Origin of the sequence: Roseibium sp. (assembly GCF_048261595.1) — a bacterium.
GTDB lineage: Bacteria > Pseudomonadota > Alphaproteobacteria > Rhizobiales > Stappiaceae > Roseibium.
Window position 1 is genome coordinate 485,239 of the sequence record NZ_JBLXFW010000001.1, and the last position, 18,893, is coordinate 504,131.

An 18,893-nucleotide genomic window follows, 5' to 3' on the forward strand; every position below is an offset into this window, starting at 1 on the left:
ATTCACCCTTTCACCGCGCCAGCGGCGATACCGCGTACAAACAGCTTTCCGGAGATGAAGTAGATGGCCAGGGGCACCAGGCCTGTGAGGAGCGTGGCCGCCATGTTGACGTTGTATTCCTTCACGCCCTGAACCGAGTTGACGATGTTGTTGAGCTGAACGGTCATCGGGTAGAGATCCGGCTTGGTGTAGATCACACCGAAGAGGAAGTCGTTCCAGATGCCTGTCACCTGCAGGATGACCGCGACCACAAAGATCGGCAGCGACATCGGCAGCATGATCCTGAGGTAGATCTGCCAGAAGCCCGCCCCGTCCACGCGCGCTGCCTTGAACAGTTCTTCAGGCAGCGAGGTGAAGTAGTTGCGGAACAGCAATGTCAGGATCGGCATGCCGAAGATCGTGTGCACGAGCACCAGGCCACCGAGTGACCCATAAAGGCCCATTTCGCGCAGGATGATCACGATCGGATAGAGCATGACCTGGTAGGGAATGAACGCCCCGAAGATCAGGATCGTGAAGAAGACGTCGGCTCCCTTGAAGCGCCAGTTTGCCAGCGCGTAGCCGTTCACAGACGCCACGGCGATGGAGAAGATCACCGATGGAATGGTGATCTGCACCGAGTTCCAGAACCCGCGCGACAGGCCCTCGCAGTTCAGACCGGTACAGGCCTCGGCCCAGGCCTTGACCCAGGGCTGGAAGGTGACTTCGACGGGCGGCGCGAAGATGTTGCCAAGGCGGATCTCCGGCATGCCCTTCAATGACGTTACGACCATCACGTAGAGCGGCAGGAGATAATAGAGCGCGACGACGAACAGCGTGCCGTAGATGAAGATGTTGCGCCGGGAAAACCTTTGGCGCGGCTTGGTGCCGCTGGGTCCATCGAGCAATCCGCGAGCGGTTGCGGACGAAGCACCGCCCGACTTCACCTTGCTGGCAACTGTGCCGTTTTTCTTGCCCTTGCCGGCCACATCGTCGGAGATGGAGCGCATTTGAATTGTCTCAGACACGTTTCTTGCCTCCGAATTCCAGATAGGCCCAGGGGATGAGGACGACGAGCACGGAGAGCAGCATCATTGTCGAGCCTGCAAAGCCCTGCGCCAGGTTCTGCCCCAGGAACATCTTGTCGTAGACGTATTTCGCCGGGACTTCGGAGGCGATGCCGGGACCACCACTGGTCTGGGCGACCACGAGATCGTAGACGCGGACGATGCCGGAGGCGATCAGCACCAGGGTGGTGATGAAGACCGGACGCATCATCGGGATGATGATGAAGACATAGGTCTTCCACACCGGAATGCCGTCGACGCGTGCTGCCTTCCAGATGTCCTCGTCGATGCCGCGCAGGCCCGCCAGCATCAGGCACATGATCAGGCCGGTTCCCTGCCACAGACCAGCAATCAGGATGCCATAGATCACGATGTCTTCGTTGTAGAGCGGATCAAAGGTGAAGCTCTCGAAGCCGAGCGAGCGTATGACGGCCTGAACCCCGAAGTCGGGATTCAGGATCCATTGCCAGACAAGGCCCGTCACGATGAAACTGAGGGCGAAAGGATAGAGAAATATCGTTCTGAAGGTGTTCTCGAACCGGATCTTCTGGTCCAGAAGCGCAGCGAGAACGAAACCGATAAGGAGCGAGAAGATCAGGCTGCAGACGCCGTAGATCATCAGGTTTTCGATCGAGACAATCCAGCGGTTTGCCGACCACAGGCGCTCATATTGATCGAAGCCTACCCATTTCAGTTTGGGCAGCAGGTTTGATTTGGTGAAAGAATAGACCACCGTCCAGGCCGTACCGCCAACGAAGATCACCAATGCCGTCAGGATCATCGGGATCGCCGCCACCTTGGCGTTCAAGTTCCGGAACAGCTGAATGGGCCGCGCGTTATGCGCCATAGCCACCCCCGTCGCTGAAGTCATGTCGCAGAAGTCTTGCAATCATTGCCCGACCAGGCAAGGAACCGGCACTCCCGCCGGATCCCTCTCGTGAGATCCGGCGGGCACCTGCCCTTTCGATCAGGTCGCTATCGAAAATCAGTCGGCGTCTGCGATGATTTCCGCGTAGCGCTTCTGGGCGTCTTCAGCGCTGATCTCGGTGCTCGACCAGAATTCGGTCATGAGATCCTCGATCTGCCCCTGGGTGTCGGGGGAGAAGGCCTGGTTGGTGTCAGGCAGGATGTTGCCCTTGGCCAGGATATCCAGACCCTTCTTCATGCAGTCGTTGGCCGCTGCAAGATCAACGTCGCCGCGAACCGGCAAGGAGCCCTTCTTGAGATTGAAGGCGACCTGCACTTCCTTGCTCATCATGAGCGAGGCAAGGCGCATCTGGGCAGCTGTCTTTTCCGGGTCATTCAGCTTCGGGAAATAGAATGCGTCACCGCCGGTGGAGATGACTTCGGTCACTCCAAGGCCCGGCAGACACTCATAGTCCGTTCCGGCAACCTGGTTTGCGACCTGGAACTCACCCTGTGCCCAGTCACCCATGATCTGACCACCAGCCTTGCCGGTGATGACCAGGTTCGTTGCCTGGTTCCAGTCCTGAACGTTTGAGCCTTCGCGCATCTTGCGCGCATCAGCCGCTGCCTTGAAGACCTTTGCATATTCCGGACCGGCCGCAACATCGGCGTTCTTTTCGATGTTGACCGCCTTCCAGGCATCAAGGCCGGCGACTGCGATCGACATTACGTTGAAGGCGCCCGAGGACTGCCAAGGCTGATTGCCCATGGCCAGCGGGATCTTGCCTGCCTTTTCAAGCGCCGGAGCGGCGGCAACAAACTCATCCCAGTTGGTCGGAACGGCAACGCCGGCTTCCTCGTAGGCCTTGCGGCTCAGCCAGAGCCACTGCCAGGAGTGAATGTTAACCGGAACGCAATAGATCTTGCCGTCAAGCGTACAGCTGTCCAGCAGTGAAGACGGGTGGACGAGGTCCTTCCAGCCTTCTTTTTCAGCCAGCTCGGTCAGGTCCTGCATCAGGCCGGCTTCGACCAGCTCTTCTGCCTGACGGCCATGGTTGAACTGGGTTGCGCCCATCGGATCACCACCGGTGATGCGCGAAATCATGATCGGCCGGGCCGTACCGCCAGAACCGGCAATTGCGCCGTCGACCCACTTGTCTCCGGTCGCGTCGAATGCCTTGGCGAATTCTGCAACGGCGGCAGCCTCTCCTCCAGACGTCCACCAATGCGTCACTTCAAGGTCAGTAGCGTGTGCGCTGAAACCCAGTGGCATAGCCACGGCGGCCAAGCATACCGCCATCCGGCTTTTGAATGTCATCGAACTTCCTCCCATAACTGTAACGTTATAGGAGAAGGATATTTAGATTTTTTTAGGATTTCAATCTCCGATTTCAAAGTGACTGTGCGCATGCGAAACACGCTTGAGTAACGCTCGTCAAAAATCATTTATTTCCAGAAACAACGGCACAAAAAATAAATATATCTCTTTGTTTTTTCTAATTTTATACAGCCTTGAAAAATTTTCGCCTTCCTGCAACTTTTAGTTTTTGCACTTGCGAAAAATAATCGGAAAATCCGACCTCAAGAACGGGTCTCTCGCAAATTATTTGCAAATCTACTGTAACGTTGTAGTATTTTGGTTCCGGCCCTCGACACCCCCTGCGGCTCCCTCCGCATCACCAAAGGCCGCACCAGCTCCGCCAGAACGGAGCAGATGTTTTTCCGAGGTATCGGAGCGCCCGGCCGTGTTCGGCCTTTAAAGGCGGTCCGCACCCCAATAATAGAAGACGCCCGAACAGATTTTCGACCGACCAAGGATCAGATGATTTGAGCGAGATTGACGCTCCAACAAAACCAGCCCCGCAACGCCCGCCCGAAGGTCGACCAACGCTCAAGACGATCGCGTTCATGACCGGACTTGGCGTGACGACGGTCTCGCGCGCCCTGAAGGATGCGCCCGACATCGGCGAGGCGACAAAGAAGCGCGTTCGGCTTGTCGCTGATCAGATCGGCTACCGGCCGAACCGCGCCGGTGTGCGCCTTCGCACCGGGAAGACCAACGTCATCAGTCTCGTTCTGAACACCGAGGAACAGATCATGGGGCTGACCAGCAGCATGATCCAGGGTATCTCTGACGAGTTGGCCGGCACGCCTTACCACCTTGTCGTGACGCCATACACCCATGCCGGGGATCCGATGGATCCCGTCCGCTATGTGGTTGAAACCGGATCCGCCGACGGAATCGTCCTGTCACGCACGGAACCAGAAGACCCGCGCGTCCGCTACCTGCACGAAAAGAACATGCCGTTCGTCACCCATGGGCGGACGGAAATGGGGATCGAGCACGCCTATCATGACTATGACAATGCGGCCTTCGCACGCGATGCCGTGGCGATGCTGGCGCGTCTCGGACGCAGCCGCATTCTGCTGCTCGGACCGCCGACGAACCTGACCTACGCCCGTCACATGATGGAAGGCTTCGAGGAAGGCATCCTCGAGAATGACCTCCGCCCCTTCCCGACGCCCTCTTTTACGATCGATGACGACATTCAGGCGATCGCAGACGGGGTCAGGAAGCTGATGCAAAGCGAAAGACGTCCGGACGGTATCGTCTGCGGCGCGGGGAGTGCCGGGATTGCGGCGGCAATTGGAGCCGAACAGGCTGGCCTCACCCTCGGCAACGAAGTCGATATCGTCACCAAGCAGTCGTCCTTCGACATGCTGACCTGGTTCCGGCCGGGAATTCTGGTCATCAGCGAGGATTTCAAGCTCGCAGGCCGTGACCTTGCCCGCAAGGTTCTTTCACGGATCGAGGGAACGCCGGCGACAGACCTTCAGACGCTCGCCTATACACCTCCGGCAAGAGAACCGGAGACAGCGTAAAATCATGCCAAGCCTTTGACGGGCTATGTTTTTCTGGGAGGGAAATCATGAAGACGATGAAAGGGCCGGGTCTGTTCCTGGCCCAGTTTGCGGGCGATGCTGCCCCCTTCAACTCGCTTGAGGCCATCGCGACCTGGGCAGCAGGCCTTGGCTATAGGGGCCTGCAGATCCCGACCTTCGACGGCCGGATGTTCGATCTCGAGAAAGCCGCCTCCTCACGCGGCTATTGCGACGACCTGAAGGGCATGCTGGCCGACAAGGGACTGGAAGTCACCGAACTTTCGACCCATCTCCAGGGCCAGCTCGTTGCGGTCCATCCCGCATTCAACGAGGCATTCGATGCCTTTGCTCCCGAGGCCGTTCATGGCAATGCCGCGGCGAGGACAGAATGGGCGATCGACCAGATGAAGAAGGCGGCGGTCGCCAGCAAGCATCTCGGACTGACCGCAAGCGTCAGCTTTCCCGGCGCCCTCGCCTGGCCCTATGTCTACCCTTGGCCCCAGCGCCCCGCCGGTCTGGTCGAGACCGCGTTCGAAGAACTGGCCAAACGCTGGAAGCCGATCCTCGATGTCTACGAAGACAATGGCGTCGACGTCTGCTTCGAAATTCACCCCGGCGAAGATGTCTTCGACGGCGCTACCTTCGAGATGTTCCTGGACGCGCTCGGCGGCCATTCCCGTTGCTGCATCAATTACGACCCGTCGCATTTCGTCCTGCAGCAGCTCGACTACCTGGCCTTCATCGACATCTACCACGAGCGGATCAAGGCCTTTCACGTCAAGGATGCCGAGTTCAACCCTGACGGCCGCCAGGGCGTCTACTCGGGCTACCAGCCCTGGGTAAACCGGGCTGGCCGCTTCCGCTCGCTGGGCGACGGACAGGTCGATTTCGCCGGGATCTTTTCCAAGCTGGCAGCTTACGACTATGACAGTTGGGCAGTCCTTGAGTGGGAATGCGCGCTCAAGCATCCGGAAGACGGCGCGGCGGAAGGCGCACCCTTCATCGCAGATCACATCATCCGCGTCACCGAACATGCCTTCGACGACTTTGCCGGCGCCGAAACCGATGCCGCAAAAAACCGTCGCATGCTTGGCCTGAGCTAAGGGAGAGAGTGACCATGAGCGTTGCTGAAAAGGGTCCGATCCGCCTCGGCATGGTCGGCGGAGGCCAGGGCGCCTTTATCGGGGCCGTGCACCGTATCGCTGCGCGGATTGATGGCGACTTTACCCTGGTTGCAGGAGCGCTGTCGTCAGATCCGGAGCGTGCGCGCGCCTCGGGCCTCGACCTGGGACTTGATCCCGAGCGCTGCTATGAAAGCTTCGACGAGATGGCAAAAGCCGAAGCCGATCGGGATGACGGCATCGAGGCGGTTGCGATCGTCACGCCGAACCACATGCACTACCCGGCCGCAAAGGCCTTTCTGGAATCCGGGATCCACGTGATCTGCGACAAGCCGCTGACCTCGACACTGGAGGACGCGGAAGCACTCGCCGCTCTCGCCAATGCCTCGGGCAAGCTCTTCGTGCTGACGCATAACTATTCCGGCTATCCAATGATCCGGCAAGCGCGGGAGATGGTTGCAAACGGGGCTCTCGGAACGATCCGTCTTGTCCAGATGGAGTATGTGCAGGATTGGCTGACCGAGGACCTGGAGTCTTCCGGCCAGAAACAAGCGGCATGGCGAACCGATCCCGCAAGGTCCGGTGCCGGTGGCTGCATCGGTGACATCGGCACCCATGCCTACCAGCTCGGATGCTTCGTATCAGGCCTGACGAGCGAACGGGTGCTGGCCGATCTGACCAGTTTCGTTCCGGGCCGGCGGGTCGACGACAATGTCAGCGTGCTGCTCCGGTTCGAGGGTGGCGCGAAAGGCATGCTTTGGGCCAGTCAGGTCGCCCCGGGCAATGAGAACGCTCTCACCTTGCGCGTATATGGCGACAAGGGTGGCCTCGAATGGCACCAGGAGAACCCGAACCAGCTCTGGTTCACTCCCTTCGGCGAGCCCAAGCGCCTTCTCACCCGTGGCGGCGCCGGATCCACACCGGCGGCGGAGCGCGTCACCCGCATCCCCGCAGGGCACCCGGAAGGGTATCTGGAGGGCTTTGCCACCATTTACAGTGAAGCTGCGCGCGCGATCCGCGCAACGCGCAGCCAGGGAAAGGCGCCAGACAGCGTCATTTTTCCGGGCATTGCCGACGGCCTTTCAGGCATGCGTTTCATCAACGCGTGCATCCGCTCGTCCAGTTCCGGAGGAACATGGGTCGAACCCTGAGGACACAATGAGGGATGTCAGGCGGGCTGAACCGAAACAGGCCTTCGGACGTAGAGGTTCAGGAACAACCCTGTTGAACCTGTGCGGGACAACCAAATGCAATCGAGACTTGCCTGTCTGACCTTCCTGGTTTCATTCCTGCTCGGCGGCAGTTCCCTTTCGGGTGCTGCAGCCGACCAAAAAGCGGAAACGGCGCTCACCGCCCACAGTTTCAGCTTCGAAACGGCCTATGGAGATCCTCTGCCTCTATCGCAGTTCAAGGGCCAGCCAATCCTGATCGTAAACACCGCAACGGAGTGCGGTTTCAAGGACCAACTTTCCGACCTCCAGGAACTGCATGAGCGGTTTGAAACTCTCGGCCTCGTCATTCTGGGCGTCCCCTCGAACGATTTCGGCGGTCAGGAACCGGTTTCCAACAAGGACATGAAGGGCATCTGCGAGGCACGCTTCGGCGCCAAGTTCACGCTGACAGCGAAAACCCAGGTCAAGGGCTCCGGTGCTCATCCCTTCTATGCCTGGGCGTCGGAAACGCTTGGCATGGCAGCGCGCCCCTATTGGAATTTCCATAAATATCTTGTCGGCCCGGACGGGCAAATAGCGGAATGGTTTTCCACGCCGACACGCCCGACCGCTCCCAAGGTGATCGCGGCGATCGAACAACAGTTGGCACGCGCCGAGAATAGCGCGACAAGACGTTCAGATCTCAATGAGAAATAGATCGATAGACGATGGCCGTGTCCGGGTGCCCCGGCCGGCCCTGGTCCTGGGGGCGGCCGGATATCTCCCGTTCCTCGCCTTGTCGCTTCATGCCGCCTTCGCGACCGCTCCACAGGGCGAGCTATCTCATGAAATGCTGCTCGGTTATGGCGCGGTCATACTGTCTTTTCTAGGTGGCATTCACTGGGGCCGGGCGATAGCACAGGACACTCCGAACTGGCCGGTACTGACCTTCGGCGTCATTCCCTCGCTGATCGGCTGGCTGGGACTTGCAGTTCCCTTCAACCCGGGTGCCATGCTGCTGGTATCGGGGTTTGTATTCGCGCTTGCCTACGATCTGCTCGCCACCAGAAACAGGGACATGCCCGAGTGGTATCCACGCCTGCGCATTCCGCTCACCCTGGCGGTCTGCGCAGCATTGCTACTGCCCGTGGCCGTCTGAGCCGGACCTATGCTGCGCTCTGGCAAGCTTCACAAAGACCGCGCAACTCGACCGTTGTTTTGGACAGCTTGAATTTTTGATCCTTTGCCCATTGCCGCAGCTGGCCAATCGCCTCGTCCGGCGCGAATTCCTCGACATGGCCGCAATCCTCGCAGATCGCGAAGGCTGCTGTCTCGTGCGACGAACAGCCCGGATGCCGACAGGCCACGAAAGCATTCAGACTCTCGAGCCGGTGAACCATTCCGAAGTCGACCAGCTTGTCGAGCGCACGGTAGACCTGCAGCGGAGCCCGGAAGCCGTCATCGCGCAGAAGGTCCAGGATCGAATAGGCGGTCAGGGGGCTGTCCGAACGCGACAGCGCGCCAAAGACCAGCGCCTGGTTCTTGGTGAGGGTCGGCTGGTCATCCGGATGATGATGCCTTGTCATGTCAGATCTCCCGAACCGCTTGAAGATTGCCGGCTGCGCCAGCTCGGCACACCGACACTGAGCAAAAAGAACACCAGCGCCGCGACGACAATGGATGGTCCCGACGGTGTATCCCATTCGAGGGAACCATAGAGCCCTCCAAAGACGGATATAACGCCGATAATGGCCGCCAGGATGGCCATCTGCTCCGGGCTTTTTGCGAACCGCCGGGCCGTTGCGGCCGGAATGATCAGCAGCGCAGTGATCAAAAGAACGCCAACGACCTTCATGGCAATCGCAATGACCCCTGCCATGAGAAGCATGAAGAGCAGGTTGGCGCGCTCGGGGCGCAAGCCTTCGGCCGCCGCGAGGTCCGCGTTCACCGTTCCGGCGAAGAGAGGCCGCCAGATCAGCCAGAGTACCGCCATGACCAGTGCACCGCCGGCATAGATGACCGCAATGTCCATCCGATTTACTGCGAGAATATCGCCGAACAGCAAACCGAGGAGATCCATACGCACCCAGGTCATGAAGGCCAGGCAGACGAGACCGACAGCGAGCGCGGAATGCGAAAGCAGTCCGAGCAATGCGTCCGTCGAAAGTGTATCGCGCTTGCGGAGCGCAATGAGCACGAGCGACAGGGCAGCCGAAACCGCAAAGACTGCAAGTGTCGTGTTGACCTCAAGAAGCAGTGACAGGGCAACGCCGAGAAGAGCAGCGTGAGACAAGGTATCGCCGAAATAGGCCATGCGCCGCCAGACGATGAAACAGCCAAGCGGACCTGCGACCAGGGCAACACCTGCGCCTGCGACCAATGCCCGAATGAAGAAATCATCAAGCACGGCCAGCCTCCACCGGTTCCGGACCATCAGCATGGACATGGTGGTGGTGATGTCCGTGCCCTGCCGAGTGCGTATGGGCATGTTCATCGGCGTGGCCATGCTCATGGCCGTGATGGTGGTGCTCGCCGTCGCAATGCTCCCCGGCGCAGTCATCCGTAATCGTGCCGTCTGAATGCCGGACACGGCCGTCAGGCAGATGGACGTGATCGTGGTGATGTTCGTAGACGGCAAGCGCACTTCCCGCCCGATGGCCGAAAAGCTCGCGGAATGCCGAGCTCTGGGACACGGCCGTCGGCGTACCACGACAACAGACATGACCATTGAGGCAGACAACCTGATCGGTCGCCGCCATGACGACGTGCAGGTCGTGTGAGATCATCAGGATCCCGCATTCCAGTTCGTGACGAAGCTTTGAAATCAGGTCGTAGATCGCGATCTCGCCCGAATAGTCGACACCCTGCACCGGCTCATCGAGAACGAGAACATCCGGCCGGCGCGCGATTGCCCTCGCGATCAGCACCCGCTGCAGCTCGCCCCCCGAAAGATGCCTCACCTGGGCTTCGATCAGATGCTCAACACCGGTGCGCTGAAGAGCGGCCCTGCACTCCTCACGGTTCAACCGATGGGTCAGCGTCATCAGGCGCCGAACGGTCAATGGCAGGGTCCAGTCGATGCCGAGCTTCTGAGGAACATAGCCGACCGTGAGGCCCTTCTTACGCGATGCCACACCTTCGTCCGGCCGCAAGATGCCAAGCGCCATCTTCGCAGTGGTCGACTTGCCCGATCCGTTGGGGCCGATCAGGGTGACGATTTCACCCGGCGAAACTGATAGATCGACGCCGCGAACGAGCCATGTTCCCTCGCGGCGCACGCCGGCACCTTTCAGCTCGAGCAGTGTTTCCCGCGCAGGGTTTGCGCTCATTTCCCGGGACTCCGTGACATGAAGTCTGGCGTCAATTCGCCAGCATAAACGTTATACAGTTACGTTATATGCATTCCTTCTGCCACATGCAATTGACGCATGGAGGCAGACATCAAAAAGGCCGGGTTCAAGAACCCGGCCTTTGTGGAGGATTGCCGTTCGATCAGATGCCGCCACCTGCCGAAACGATTGACGGTGACAGTAGATATCCCCGCTCCCTGAGGAAGCTGATGACCTCTTCTGCGACGTCTTCCGGGTCGCGCCCGACGTTATTGAGGACGAGTTCCGGGTTTTGCGGGGCCTCATAGGGGCTGTCGATGCCGGTGAAGTTCTTGATCTCCCCGGCTTCCGCCTTGGCATAAAGGCCCTTGGGATCGCGCTTCTTGCACTCCTCGATCGGGGTGTCGACGAAGATCTCGATGAACTCGCCCTCGCCCACCATTTCGCGGGCAAGCTGACGCTCTGCCTGGAACGGAGAGATGAAGGAGACCAGCGTGATCAGGCCGCTGTCAACGAAGAGCCGGGCCACCTCGCCGACACGGCGGATGTTCTCGACACGGTCCGCCTCGGTGAAGCCGAGATCCCTGTTGAGGCCGTGGCGCACGTTGTCGCCGTCCAGCGTGTAGGTGTGGCGGCCTTCCAGATGCAGCTTCTTCTCGACGATCGAGGCGATGGTCGACTTGCCCGATCCCGACAGACCGGTGAACCAGAGAACCGCCGGCTTTTGGCCGAGGCTATCGGAACGGGCCTGTTTGTCGACGTGAAGGGCCTGCCAATGAATGTTGGTGGCTCGGCGAAGCGCAAACCAGACCATGCCCGCGCCAACGGTAGCGTTGGTCACCCGGTCAACCAGAATGAAGGAGCCGGTGGTCCGGTTGGCCTCGTAAGGATCGAAGGCGACGGGCGAGGACATGGCGAGGTTGCAGAACGCGATCTCGTTCAGTTCCAGCTGCTTGCCGGCCACGTGCTCGAAAGTGTTGACGTTGATCTTGTGCTTGATCTCCGTCACCTGCGCCGTCACCGTTCTTGTCCCGATCTTCATCAGGTAGGAGCGGCCCGGCATCAAGGCGTCTTCCGCCATCCAGATCACGTGGGCCGCCATCTGGTCGGCCACGTCCGGGCGCGAGCCCGACGCGGCAAGCAGGTCACCGCGGGAGATGTCGATCTCGTCTTCCAGCGTGATGGTCACGGCTTCACCAGCGCGTGCCAGCGGCTTCTCGCCTTCCGGCGTCAGCAGCTTTTCCACCTTCGAGGTCTTGCCGGAGTTGGAGACGACGAGCTCATCGCCGACCTGGACGGTGCCGGCGGCAATCGTTCCCGAATAGCCGCGGAAGTCCAGATTCGGACGGTTCACCCATTGCACGGGGAAGCGGAACGGCTGGTTCAGCTCGTGCTCGCCGATCTGAACCCCTTCCAGATGTTCCAGAAGCGTCGGACCGGCGTACCAGCCCATCTTCTCGCTCCTGATCGTGACGTTGTCGCCAAAGCGCGCCGACATCGGGATCGCCTGCAAGGTCTCGAAGTCGAAGCCGTTGGCGAACTGTGCGAAATCTTCCCGAATCTCGTTGAAGCGTTCTTCCGAGAAGTCGACCAGGTCGATCTTGTTGACCGCCAGCACCACATGGCGAATGCCGAGCAGCGAGGCGATAAAGGCATGGCGGCGGGTCTGCACCATCAGGCCGTTGCGGGCATCGACCAGAAGCACGGCAAGATCGGCGGTCGAGGCACCGGTCGCCATGTTGCGGGTATATTGCTCGTGCCCCGGCGTATCGGCGACGATGAACTTGCGCTTGTCGGTCGCAAAGAAGCGATAGGCCACATCAATGGTGATGCCCTGCTCGCGCTCTGCTTCAAGGCCGTCCACCAGCAGCGCCAGGTCGATCTCCTCGCCCACGGTGCCGTGGCGCTTGCTATCCTTCTCCAGAGCTGCCAGCTGGTCTTCGAAGATCAGCTTGGTGTCATAGAGCAGACGACCGATGAGGGTCGACTTGCCGTCGTCCACCGAGCCACAGGTCAGGAACCGTAGCTGGTCCTTTTCTTCCTGGGCCAGAATGTATTCGGTGACGGCCTCCTCGGAAGCCGTGCTCAGCGCATTGGTCTCAAGAACAGACATCAGAAGTATCCCTCGCGCTTCTTCTTCTCCATGGAGGCGCTGTCGTCGTGGTCGATCAGGCGGCCGGAGCGTTCGGAGGTGCGCGCAATCAGCATTTCCTTGACGATGGCAGGAAGCGTGTCGGCGTCGGATTCAATCGCCCCGGTCAGCGGGTAGCAGCCGAGGGTGCGGAAGCGGACCATTTTCTCCTCGACGACTTCGCCCGGCTGGATCTCCATGCGCTCGTCATCGACCATGATCAGCATGCCGTCGCGGTCGACAACCGGACGCTTGGCCGCAAAATAGAGCGGCACCATCGGAATGTTTTCCGTCAGGATGTATTGCCAGATGTCGAGCTCGGTCCAGTTGGACAGTGGGAAGGCGCGGATGCTCTCGCCCTTTGCGACACGGCCGTTGTAGAGATTCCAAAGTTCCGGGCGCTGGTTCTTCGGGTCCCAGCCATGGTTGGCGTTGCGGAAGGAGAAGACGCGCTCCTTGGCACGGGACTTTTCCTCGTCGCGGCGAGCGCCGCCGAAGGCTGCGTCAAAGCCGTACTTGTTCAGGGCCTGCTTCAGCGCTTCGGTCTTCATGATGTGCGTATGCACCGAAGAGCCATGGGAGAACGGGCCGATGCCCTGCTCCAGGCCATCCGGATTGGTATGGACGAGAAGATCCAGTCCCAGACGCTTGGCGGTCTCGTCCCGGAAGGTGATCATGTCCCGGAACTTCCAGGTCGTGTCCACATGAAGAAGCGGGAACGGCGGCTTGGACGGATAAAAGGCCTTCATCGCGAGATGAAGCATCACCGACGAGTCCTTGCCGATCGAATAGAGCATGACGGGGTTGCGAAACTCGGCCGCCACTTCCCGAATGATGTGAATGCTTTCCGCCTCAAGCCGTCTCAAATTGCTCAGGCGCTCGGCCGTCAGGCCTGTTGCTGTCGTATCCATCAGGATCCGCCTCTTTGTCGAATTCCGTCGAGGGAGCTTCAAAACGCTCCCGTCAGAAAATAAAAATCAGTGTCGATTGCACCGCTCGTCTCCGAAACGGCACAGGTCTTGTCAGGCGGCGCCCACCATCAGGCCGGCCTCCGCCAGAAGCGCCGGTGAACTCAGCGCCACGAAGAAGGGATTGAGAAGATCGGATTTTTCCGCGCCCTTCGGCACCCGGTAGCCCAAAGGCTCATAGCCGTCCGCCACGAGCACGGCGCCACCAGCGGCGCGGAGCACCGCATCGCCTGCAGCAATATCCCACTGCATAGTCGGCGCCAGGCGCGGATAGAGATCCGCCTTGCCTTCCGCCAGCAGACAGAGCTTCAGCGACGAGCCGGCAGAGACCCGCTCCGCGACGTTGAACTTCTCGATAAAGGCAGCCGTCTCTTCCGACAGGTGCGAGCGGCTTGCCAGGACCGACAGGCCCGATACCGGCGCGCTACGCACCGCAATCGGCGTCACGTCGACAATCTCGCCGTCCACCACCTTGCCCTTGTAGGCACCGGAACTGTTGGCAGAAGCCCCCTCGCCCACAAGATCGGCCGACAGCGCTCCGCCCCAGAAGATCTCGCCAAGGGCCGGTGCGTAGACGACGCCGAAGACCGGAACGCCCTCTTCCACCAAAGCAATATTGACCGTGAACTCGCCGTTGCGGCTGACGAATTCCTTCGTTCCATCCAGCGGATCAACCAGGAAATACCGGTTCGAGGCCTCAGGCAGATTGCCCGCCTCCACCGCTTCTTCAGCCACCACGGGAACCGACGGAAAGACGTCAGCCAGACCAGCAAGGATCACAGCCTCTGCCCGCTCGTCAGCAACCGTCACAGGCGAACCATCCGCCTTCCGCTCAGCCGAAAAGGATGATCCGTAAACGGACATGATCTCAGAACCGGCGGAGACAGCCAGCGTCAAAAGTCGTTCCGATGCATCAGGTACTATGTCGGCCAGCCGGGTATCACTCACGTGCGCGTCTCAGGTTTTGCGGTGTGGTCATCGTGCGGCCTCTCAACCGCCACGATGACTCCAGTTGGCCGTGACAATACCCCTAAAGCCGGGGGACAGAAACGAATGTGGTTTCTCGCAAGTCGGCGCAGTGAAGTTTTTTCATCTCAAATCTCGCGCCAATGGCGAAATGGGCATGTTGCCGAACAAAAAACCCCGCCGGACAACCGGCGGGGTTCAAAACGGCGCAGATTGCGATTCCCGCTAACTCAACAATGCCGGCAGGAAGAGCACGATCCCCGGGAAGATCATGATGATCGCCACGCGTACGATCTCGACTGCAAAGAACGGTGCAACACCCTTGAAGGTCTCGCCCATTGGAATGTCCTTGGCCAGCGCGTTGATGATGAAGACGTTCAGACCGACCGGCGGCGTGATCAGTCCCAACTCCACCACGACGAGCGCGAGGATGCCGAACCAGATCTTCAGATCCTCGGTGCCCATGCCGAAAGTCGAGGACGCTGCAGTCGCATAGTCGCCGCCATTCAGATCCACCATCACCGGCCAGAAGAACGGAACGACCACCAGGATCATCGCAAGGGAGTCCATGAAACAACCGAGGAGGACGAAGATGATCAGCATGATCACCAGCACCAGCATCGGATCAAGGCCGCTGTTGCCCGCCCACTCCGCCATGGTCGAGGGCAGGTTCGCACGGGTGAAGAACCCTTTCAGAACCTCGGCGCCGAACAGGATGAAGTAGATCATGCCGCTGGTCTTGGCGGTTTCAAGAAGCGCCGTCTTGGTTCCCGGAAGGGTCAGACCCTCACGCCCGAACAGACGCTGTCCGAACCCGTAGACGAGGATGGCGAACACGCCCACGCCCGCAGCCGGGGTCGGCGTGAACAGGCCGATCCCAAGTCCCAGGATGATCGAGCCGAAGATCACCAACACCGGGATCAGATTGATCAGTGCTTCCTTGCGCTCGGCCTTGTCCATGGTCTGGGTGGTTGGCGCGAGGCTTGGATTGACGCGCACCAGGATCGCGATGACCGTAATGAAGAACAGAACGGCAATCATGCCCGGAATGATCGCTGCGCGGAACATCTCGATGATCGAGGCTTCCACGATGACGGCGTAGATGACGAGCGCGACAGACGGCGGGATGAGAATCCCGAGCGTACCGCCCGCAGCCAGCGCGCCGGTGGCCAAACGGGGCGAATAGTTCATCTTCTGGAGTTCAGGCAGCGCGACACGGCCCATGGTCGAGGCCGTTGCCAGCGACGATCCGCAAACGGCACCGAAGCCGGCGCAAGCGCCGATTGCCGACATCGCCACGCCACCGCGGAACCGGCCCATGAGGGCACTCATGCCGCGGAACAGATCGCGACTGAGGTTTGCCTGGCTGGCCAGATAGCCCATCAGAACGAACAGGGGCACGACCGACAGGTCGTAGTTGGCCATGTTGCCCCAAAGCAGCGTCTTGAACTGCTTCATGTAGGGGCCGAACCGAATGTAGGAGGCAAATTGCGACAGCACGAAAGTGCCGCCGACGCCGACCACAAGCATGGCCAGACCGACCGGCATGCGAAGGATCAGCAGAATGAAGAGGATGGCGAGGCCAGCGACGCCGATGAGTTCCATCTCACCCATGAGACTTGCCCCCGAAGAATTGCATGAGAGCCGTCAAGGCCCAAAGACCCATGGAAATGATTCCCGGAACGTACCAGGGCCACTCGTACCAACCCAGAACCGCCGTCATCGCCCCGTCGGAGCGGGTTTCCAGCATGCCTTCGTACATCCAGTAGCCCAGGAAGATTGCCAGAACGACAGTCAGCAGCAGCCACAGGTGATCCAGGATCATCCGCAAGCGCTCGGGCAGAGCCTGGACGAACAGATCGACGGCCACGTGACCGCGCTTCATCTGGCAGTAGGGAAAGAAGCTCAAGCCAGCGGCGCTGACCGCAAGACGGACGAAGTCCTCGTAGCCGGGCAGGCCAGGCACGTAATAGCCGAACGGTTTGAGTGAGAAGTCGAGAGTGAACGCACCGACGTTCACCGCTGTAACCAGCACGATGGCGATAACCAGAACGCCGCCCAGCAGCGCCCACAAGGTTATCACCCGCTGTAACAGTGAGTACATTTCCCTGTCCCTTTAAAAAATAGCGAACGCCGCGTCTGCGCCGTCCGCCATCTTGTTTTACTTCGGCAACCTGTTATTGGCCAGAAGCCTTGGCAACCGCAGCGCGTGCAGTCTCGACCATGCCTGCGCCGTCCATGCCATTGCCGGTAGCTTCGGCAATCCACTTGTCGACAACCGGAGCCATGGCAGCTTCGAACGCACCATACTCTTCATCAGACAGGGTGATCAGTTCGCCGTTGTCGCTGATCAGCTTCTTGCCGCCCTCTTCGATCTGGTCCCAGACAGCGCCGTAGGTTTCAGCGATGTTTGCCATGGAGTGATCGTCGATGACCTTCTTCAGGTCGTCCGGCAGGCTGTTGTAACGGTCCATGTTCATGCCAATCATGAAAGTGGACGTGCCAAAACGCAGGCTGTTCGGACCCTGGGTCGAGTGAGCGGTCAGCTCCTGGAGCTTCAGCGGAGCAACGATTTCAAACGGAACCAGGGCACCGGCCACAACGCCCTTGGAGAGGGCCTGCGGCAGATCCGGAACCGGCATGCCGACCGGCTCAGCGCCGAGGGCTTCGATGATCCAGCCGCCGGTACGCGACGGGGTGCGGATCTTCATGCCTTCCAGGTCGGCCGGCGAACGCACGGCCTTGTCGACCATGTGGAACACCTGGCCACCGTGAACGTGAATGAGGATCGGCTTGATGTCCTTGAAATCGTCCTTGATCAGATCCCAGGAGTTGGAGATCGCGACCGTGGTGTCCTTCGCGGAACCGCCATGGATGGTCGGGAGTTCAAAGACTTCGGTGCGCGGGAAAACGCCCGGCGTGTAGCCCAGAACGGTCCAGACGATGTCAACGACGCCGTCACGTGCCTGACGGTACAACTCCGGCGGCTTGCCTCCGAGCGACATGGACGGGAAGATCTCGACCTTGATACGGCCGCCCGATGCTTCCTCGACGCTCTTGGCCCAGGGCTCAAGCATCATGCGCTGAGCCGGTGCCTTCGGACCAAGCAGGTGATGCAGGGTCAGGGTAACTTCCTGAGCCTGTGCAGTCGCCGCCAGCATGGTGGCGGTGGCAAGGCCTGCCACTGCGGAAATAATGCGTTTCATTTCAAACCTCCCGTTAGGTTGGACACAAATTGGACGGATCGGAACTCGATCGGGCGCGGACCACTCCTCCCAGAACCGTCGCAACTGTGGGCAAACGCTATTCGATATCGTTCGTTATGTAAAATAAGCTCTTTTCAGCAGAAGATAATTTTTGGTTATATGTCAGCTTAGTTTCTTCGGCATATCGGCGACCATCGCCCTAGAGAGAAACCGACATCTGATCCGCCGCGGACCTCAATGCACTCTGGAACATGAGCAAAGCCGGTGTTGGCGCTGCGTCAGCTCTCGTGGTCAGTCCGACGGGTCCCGTGGTCTCCGACGTTTCAAGCGGCAACTCCACCAGCTCTCCTGCTGCGATGTCCCGCGACACAACACCGCTGGATATAATCCAGACGGCATCTGTATCGAGCGTGTATGTGCGGCCAAAGGAATTCGAAATGGTTTCAATCCGTTTCGGCAAGCGGGTGACGCCATGAGTGATCAGTAGCCGCTCGACGTACGGCCGGATGATGGCCTCCTTCGTGGGATAAAGAACGGGAAAATCCACCAGTCGCCCGAGGTCATTGCTGTTTTCCTGAAGCAGCGGATGGCCGCGTCGCACGACGAAAGACACGCTTTCAGAATACAGATGCGCAAAGGACAGACCCGCCATCTGTTCGGGATCTGCCAGACGCCCAACCACAAGGTCCAGTTCGCCGACGCGAAGGCGGCTCAGCAGGAAGGTGTTCGGGCCAGTGATCAGGGTCAGCGTGGTTTCATGACTGTCGCGCTGGAACATCTGTACCGCACCCGGGACAATCCGCGCCGCCACACTCGGCAGAACGCCCACGTTCAGATAGGAGTCTCCGGACATGCGCGCCTGCGCGACACTGTCGAGCCCCTGCTTCAACGCGGCGAGGCTCGCGCCCGCATAATGCAGGAAAACCTCGCCGAACTGGGTCAGGACAACGCCCTTGCGACTGCGTTCGAACAAGCGAACCTCGAGAATCTCCTCAAGCTCTTTAAGTGTCTTCGACACGGCAGGCTGGGTAATGGACAGCGCATCTGCCGCCTTGACCAGGCTACGTCTGCGCGCAACTTCAAGGAAGCACTGTACGTGCCGGTACTTGACGCGAGGATCAATCATCTAAAAAACATTCCCGCCAGTTATTTTAAACTCTCAATTTCTCATTTTACATAACCGAAC

General features: G+C 59.7%; 18 protein-coding genes. 5 read left to right on the forward strand and 13 right to left on the reverse strand.

The features are described 5' to 3' along the window. Nucleotides 1-2: 2 nt before the first annotated feature. The 3 genes from ACN0SY_RS02120 to ACN0SY_RS02130 all read right to left on the reverse strand — a co-directional run bounded on the left by ACN0SY_RS02120 (nucleotide 3) and on the right by ACN0SY_RS02130 (nucleotide 3,270). Entirely contained in the window at nucleotides 3-1,007 is a 1,005-nt protein-coding gene (locus ACN0SY_RS02120) for a carbohydrate ABC transporter permease (RefSeq protein ID WP_417684107.1), read from the reverse strand. Then, nucleotides 1,000-1,917 carry a carbohydrate ABC transporter permease gene (locus ACN0SY_RS02125; RefSeq protein WP_417684108.1) on the reverse strand — a complete coding sequence of 306 codons (918 nt, stop codon included), beginning with the start codon at nucleotides 1,915-1,917 and terminating at the stop codon, nucleotides 1,000-1,002. Before ACN0SY_RS02125 ends, ACN0SY_RS02120 begins: the two co-directional genes overlap by 8 nt. Nucleotides 1,918-2,031: 114 nt before the next feature. Further along, nucleotides 2,032-3,270, reverse strand: a complete 1,239-nt coding sequence (locus ACN0SY_RS02130; RefSeq protein WP_417684109.1) for an ABC transporter substrate-binding protein — start codon at nucleotides 3,268-3,270, stop codon at nucleotides 2,032-2,034. A 509-nt stretch (nucleotides 3,271-3,779) separates the two neighbouring features. Between ACN0SY_RS02130 and ACN0SY_RS02135 the strand changes: the two genes are divergently transcribed. From ACN0SY_RS02135 to ACN0SY_RS02155, 5 genes are all read left to right on the forward strand, one after another. After that, nucleotides 3,780-4,835 carry a LacI family transcriptional regulator gene (locus ACN0SY_RS02135; RefSeq protein ID WP_417684110.1) on the forward strand — a complete coding sequence of 352 codons (1,056 nt, stop codon included), beginning with the start codon at nucleotides 3,780-3,782 and terminating at the stop codon, nucleotides 4,833-4,835. A 47-nt stretch (nucleotides 4,836-4,882) separates the two neighbouring features. Next, a complete protein-coding gene (locus ACN0SY_RS02140; RefSeq protein WP_417684111.1) occupies nucleotides 4,883-5,938 on the forward strand; it encodes a sugar phosphate isomerase/epimerase family protein in 1,056 nt (351 codons plus the stop codon). Between the two features lie 14 nt (nucleotides 5,939-5,952). After that, entirely contained in the window at nucleotides 5,953-7,107 is a 1,155-nt protein-coding gene (locus tag ACN0SY_RS02145) for a Gfo/Idh/MocA family protein (RefSeq protein WP_417684112.1), read from the forward strand. 96 nt (nucleotides 7,108-7,203) lie between these two features. Next, complete coding sequence (locus ACN0SY_RS02150; protein ID WP_417684113.1) at nucleotides 7,204-7,824, forward strand: glutathione peroxidase; 621 nt, start codon at nucleotides 7,204-7,206, stop codon at nucleotides 7,822-7,824. Then, nucleotides 7,814-8,266 (forward strand): DUF3429 domain-containing protein, encoded by a 453-nt coding sequence (locus tag ACN0SY_RS02155; protein ID WP_417684114.1) that lies wholly within the window; start codon nucleotides 7,814-7,816, stop codon nucleotides 8,264-8,266. Before ACN0SY_RS02150 ends, ACN0SY_RS02155 begins: the two co-directional genes overlap by 11 nt. A 7-nt stretch (nucleotides 8,267-8,273) precedes the next feature. On the opposite strand, the gene ACN0SY_RS02160 is transcribed toward ACN0SY_RS02155, so the two are convergent. From ACN0SY_RS02160 to pcaQ, 10 genes are all read right to left on the reverse strand, one after another. Further along, complete coding sequence (locus tag ACN0SY_RS02160; protein ID WP_417684115.1) at nucleotides 8,274-8,693, reverse strand: Fur family transcriptional regulator; 420 nt, start codon at nucleotides 8,691-8,693, stop codon at nucleotides 8,274-8,276. Further along, nucleotides 8,690-9,514, reverse strand: a complete 825-nt coding sequence (locus ACN0SY_RS02165) for a metal ABC transporter permease (RefSeq protein ID WP_417684116.1) — start codon at nucleotides 9,512-9,514, stop codon at nucleotides 8,690-8,692. The genes ACN0SY_RS02160 and ACN0SY_RS02165 overlap by 4 nt, the downstream gene beginning before the upstream one ends. Beyond that, the gene (locus tag ACN0SY_RS02170; protein WP_417684117.1) at nucleotides 9,507-10,436 is read right to left on the reverse strand and encodes an ATP-binding cassette domain-containing protein; all 930 of its coding nucleotides are present in this window, start codon (nucleotides 10,434-10,436) and stop codon (nucleotides 9,507-9,509) included. The genes ACN0SY_RS02165 and ACN0SY_RS02170 overlap by 8 nt, the downstream gene beginning before the upstream one ends. 163 nt (nucleotides 10,437-10,599) lie before the next feature. Then, on the reverse strand, nucleotides 10,600-12,549 hold the full coding sequence (cysN, locus tag ACN0SY_RS02175) for a sulfate adenylyltransferase subunit CysN (protein ID WP_417684118.1): 1,950 nt from the start codon (nucleotides 12,547-12,549) through the stop codon (nucleotides 10,600-10,602). Beyond that, nucleotides 12,549-13,478 carry a sulfate adenylyltransferase subunit CysD gene (gene cysD, locus ACN0SY_RS02180; protein WP_417684119.1) on the reverse strand — a complete coding sequence of 310 codons (930 nt, stop codon included), beginning with the start codon at nucleotides 13,476-13,478 and terminating at the stop codon, nucleotides 12,549-12,551. The genes cysN and cysD overlap by 1 nt, the downstream gene beginning before the upstream one ends. 111 nt (nucleotides 13,479-13,589) lie before the next feature. Then, a complete protein-coding gene (gene cysQ / locus ACN0SY_RS02185; protein WP_417684120.1) occupies nucleotides 13,590-14,483 on the reverse strand; it encodes a 3'(2'),5'-bisphosphate nucleotidase CysQ in 894 nt (297 codons plus the stop codon). A gap of 243 nt (nucleotides 14,484-14,726) precedes the next feature. Beyond that, the gene (locus ACN0SY_RS02190; protein WP_417684121.1) at nucleotides 14,727-16,115 is read right to left on the reverse strand and encodes a TRAP transporter large permease; all 1,389 of its coding nucleotides are present in this window, start codon (nucleotides 16,113-16,115) and stop codon (nucleotides 14,727-14,729) included. Beyond that, complete coding sequence (locus ACN0SY_RS02195; protein WP_417684122.1) at nucleotides 16,108-16,605, reverse strand: TRAP transporter small permease; 498 nt, start codon at nucleotides 16,603-16,605, stop codon at nucleotides 16,108-16,110. Before ACN0SY_RS02195 ends, ACN0SY_RS02190 begins: the two co-directional genes overlap by 8 nt. 73 nt (nucleotides 16,606-16,678) lie before the next feature. Continuing rightward, nucleotides 16,679-17,707 (reverse strand): TRAP transporter substrate-binding protein, encoded by a 1,029-nt coding sequence (locus ACN0SY_RS02200; protein WP_417684123.1) that lies wholly within the window; start codon nucleotides 17,705-17,707, stop codon nucleotides 16,679-16,681. Between the two features lie 199 nt (nucleotides 17,708-17,906). Then, the gene (gene pcaQ / locus ACN0SY_RS02205; protein ID WP_417684124.1) at nucleotides 17,907-18,833 is read right to left on the reverse strand and encodes a pca operon transcription factor PcaQ; all 927 of its coding nucleotides are present in this window, start codon (nucleotides 18,831-18,833) and stop codon (nucleotides 17,907-17,909) included. Nucleotides 18,834-18,893 lie beyond the last annotated feature (60 nt).

Coding starts and splice junctions, on each gene's coding strand:
- ACN0SY_RS02125 (WP_417684108.1), bottom strand. CDS start 1,917: ATGACTTCAGCGACGGGGGTGGCTATGGCGCATAACGCGCGGCCCATT.
- ACN0SY_RS02130 (WP_417684109.1), bottom strand. CDS start 3,270: ATGACATTCAAAAGCCGGATGGCGGTATGCTTGGCCGCCGTGGCTATG.
- ACN0SY_RS02140 (WP_417684111.1), top strand. CDS start 4,883: ATGAAGACGATGAAAGGGCCGGGTCTGTTCCTGGCCCAGTTTGCGGGC.
- ACN0SY_RS02145 (WP_417684112.1), top strand. CDS start 5,953: ATGAGCGTTGCTGAAAAGGGTCCGATCCGCCTCGGCATGGTCGGCGGA.
- ACN0SY_RS02150 (WP_417684113.1), top strand. CDS start 7,204: ATGCAATCGAGACTTGCCTGTCTGACCTTCCTGGTTTCATTCCTGCTC.
- ACN0SY_RS02155 (WP_417684114.1), top strand. CDS start 7,814: ATGAGAAATAGATCGATAGACGATGGCCGTGTCCGGGTGCCCCGGCCG.
- ACN0SY_RS02160 (WP_417684115.1), bottom strand. CDS start 8,693: ATGACAAGGCATCATCATCCGGATGACCAGCCGACCCTCACCAAGAAC.
- ACN0SY_RS02170 (WP_417684117.1), bottom strand. CDS start 10,436: ATGAGCGCAAACCCTGCGCGGGAAACACTGCTCGAGCTGAAAGGTGCC.
- cysN (WP_417684118.1), bottom strand. CDS start 12,549: ATGTCTGTTCTTGAGACCAATGCGCTGAGCACGGCTTCCGAGGAGGCC.
- cysD (WP_417684119.1), bottom strand. CDS start 13,478: ATGGATACGACAGCAACAGGCCTGACGGCCGAGCGCCTGAGCAATTTG.
- ACN0SY_RS02190 (WP_417684121.1), bottom strand. CDS start 16,115: ATGGGTGAGATGGAACTCATCGGCGTCGCTGGCCTCGCCATCCTCTTC.
- ACN0SY_RS02195 (WP_417684122.1), bottom strand. CDS start 16,605: ATGTACTCACTGTTACAGCGGGTGATAACCTTGTGGGCGCTGCTGGGC.
- ACN0SY_RS02200 (WP_417684123.1), bottom strand. CDS start 17,707: ATGAAACGCATTATTTCCGCAGTGGCAGGCCTTGCCACCGCCACCATG.
- pcaQ (WP_417684124.1), bottom strand. CDS start 18,833: ATGATTGATCCTCGCGTCAAGTACCGGCACGTACAGTGCTTCCTTGAA.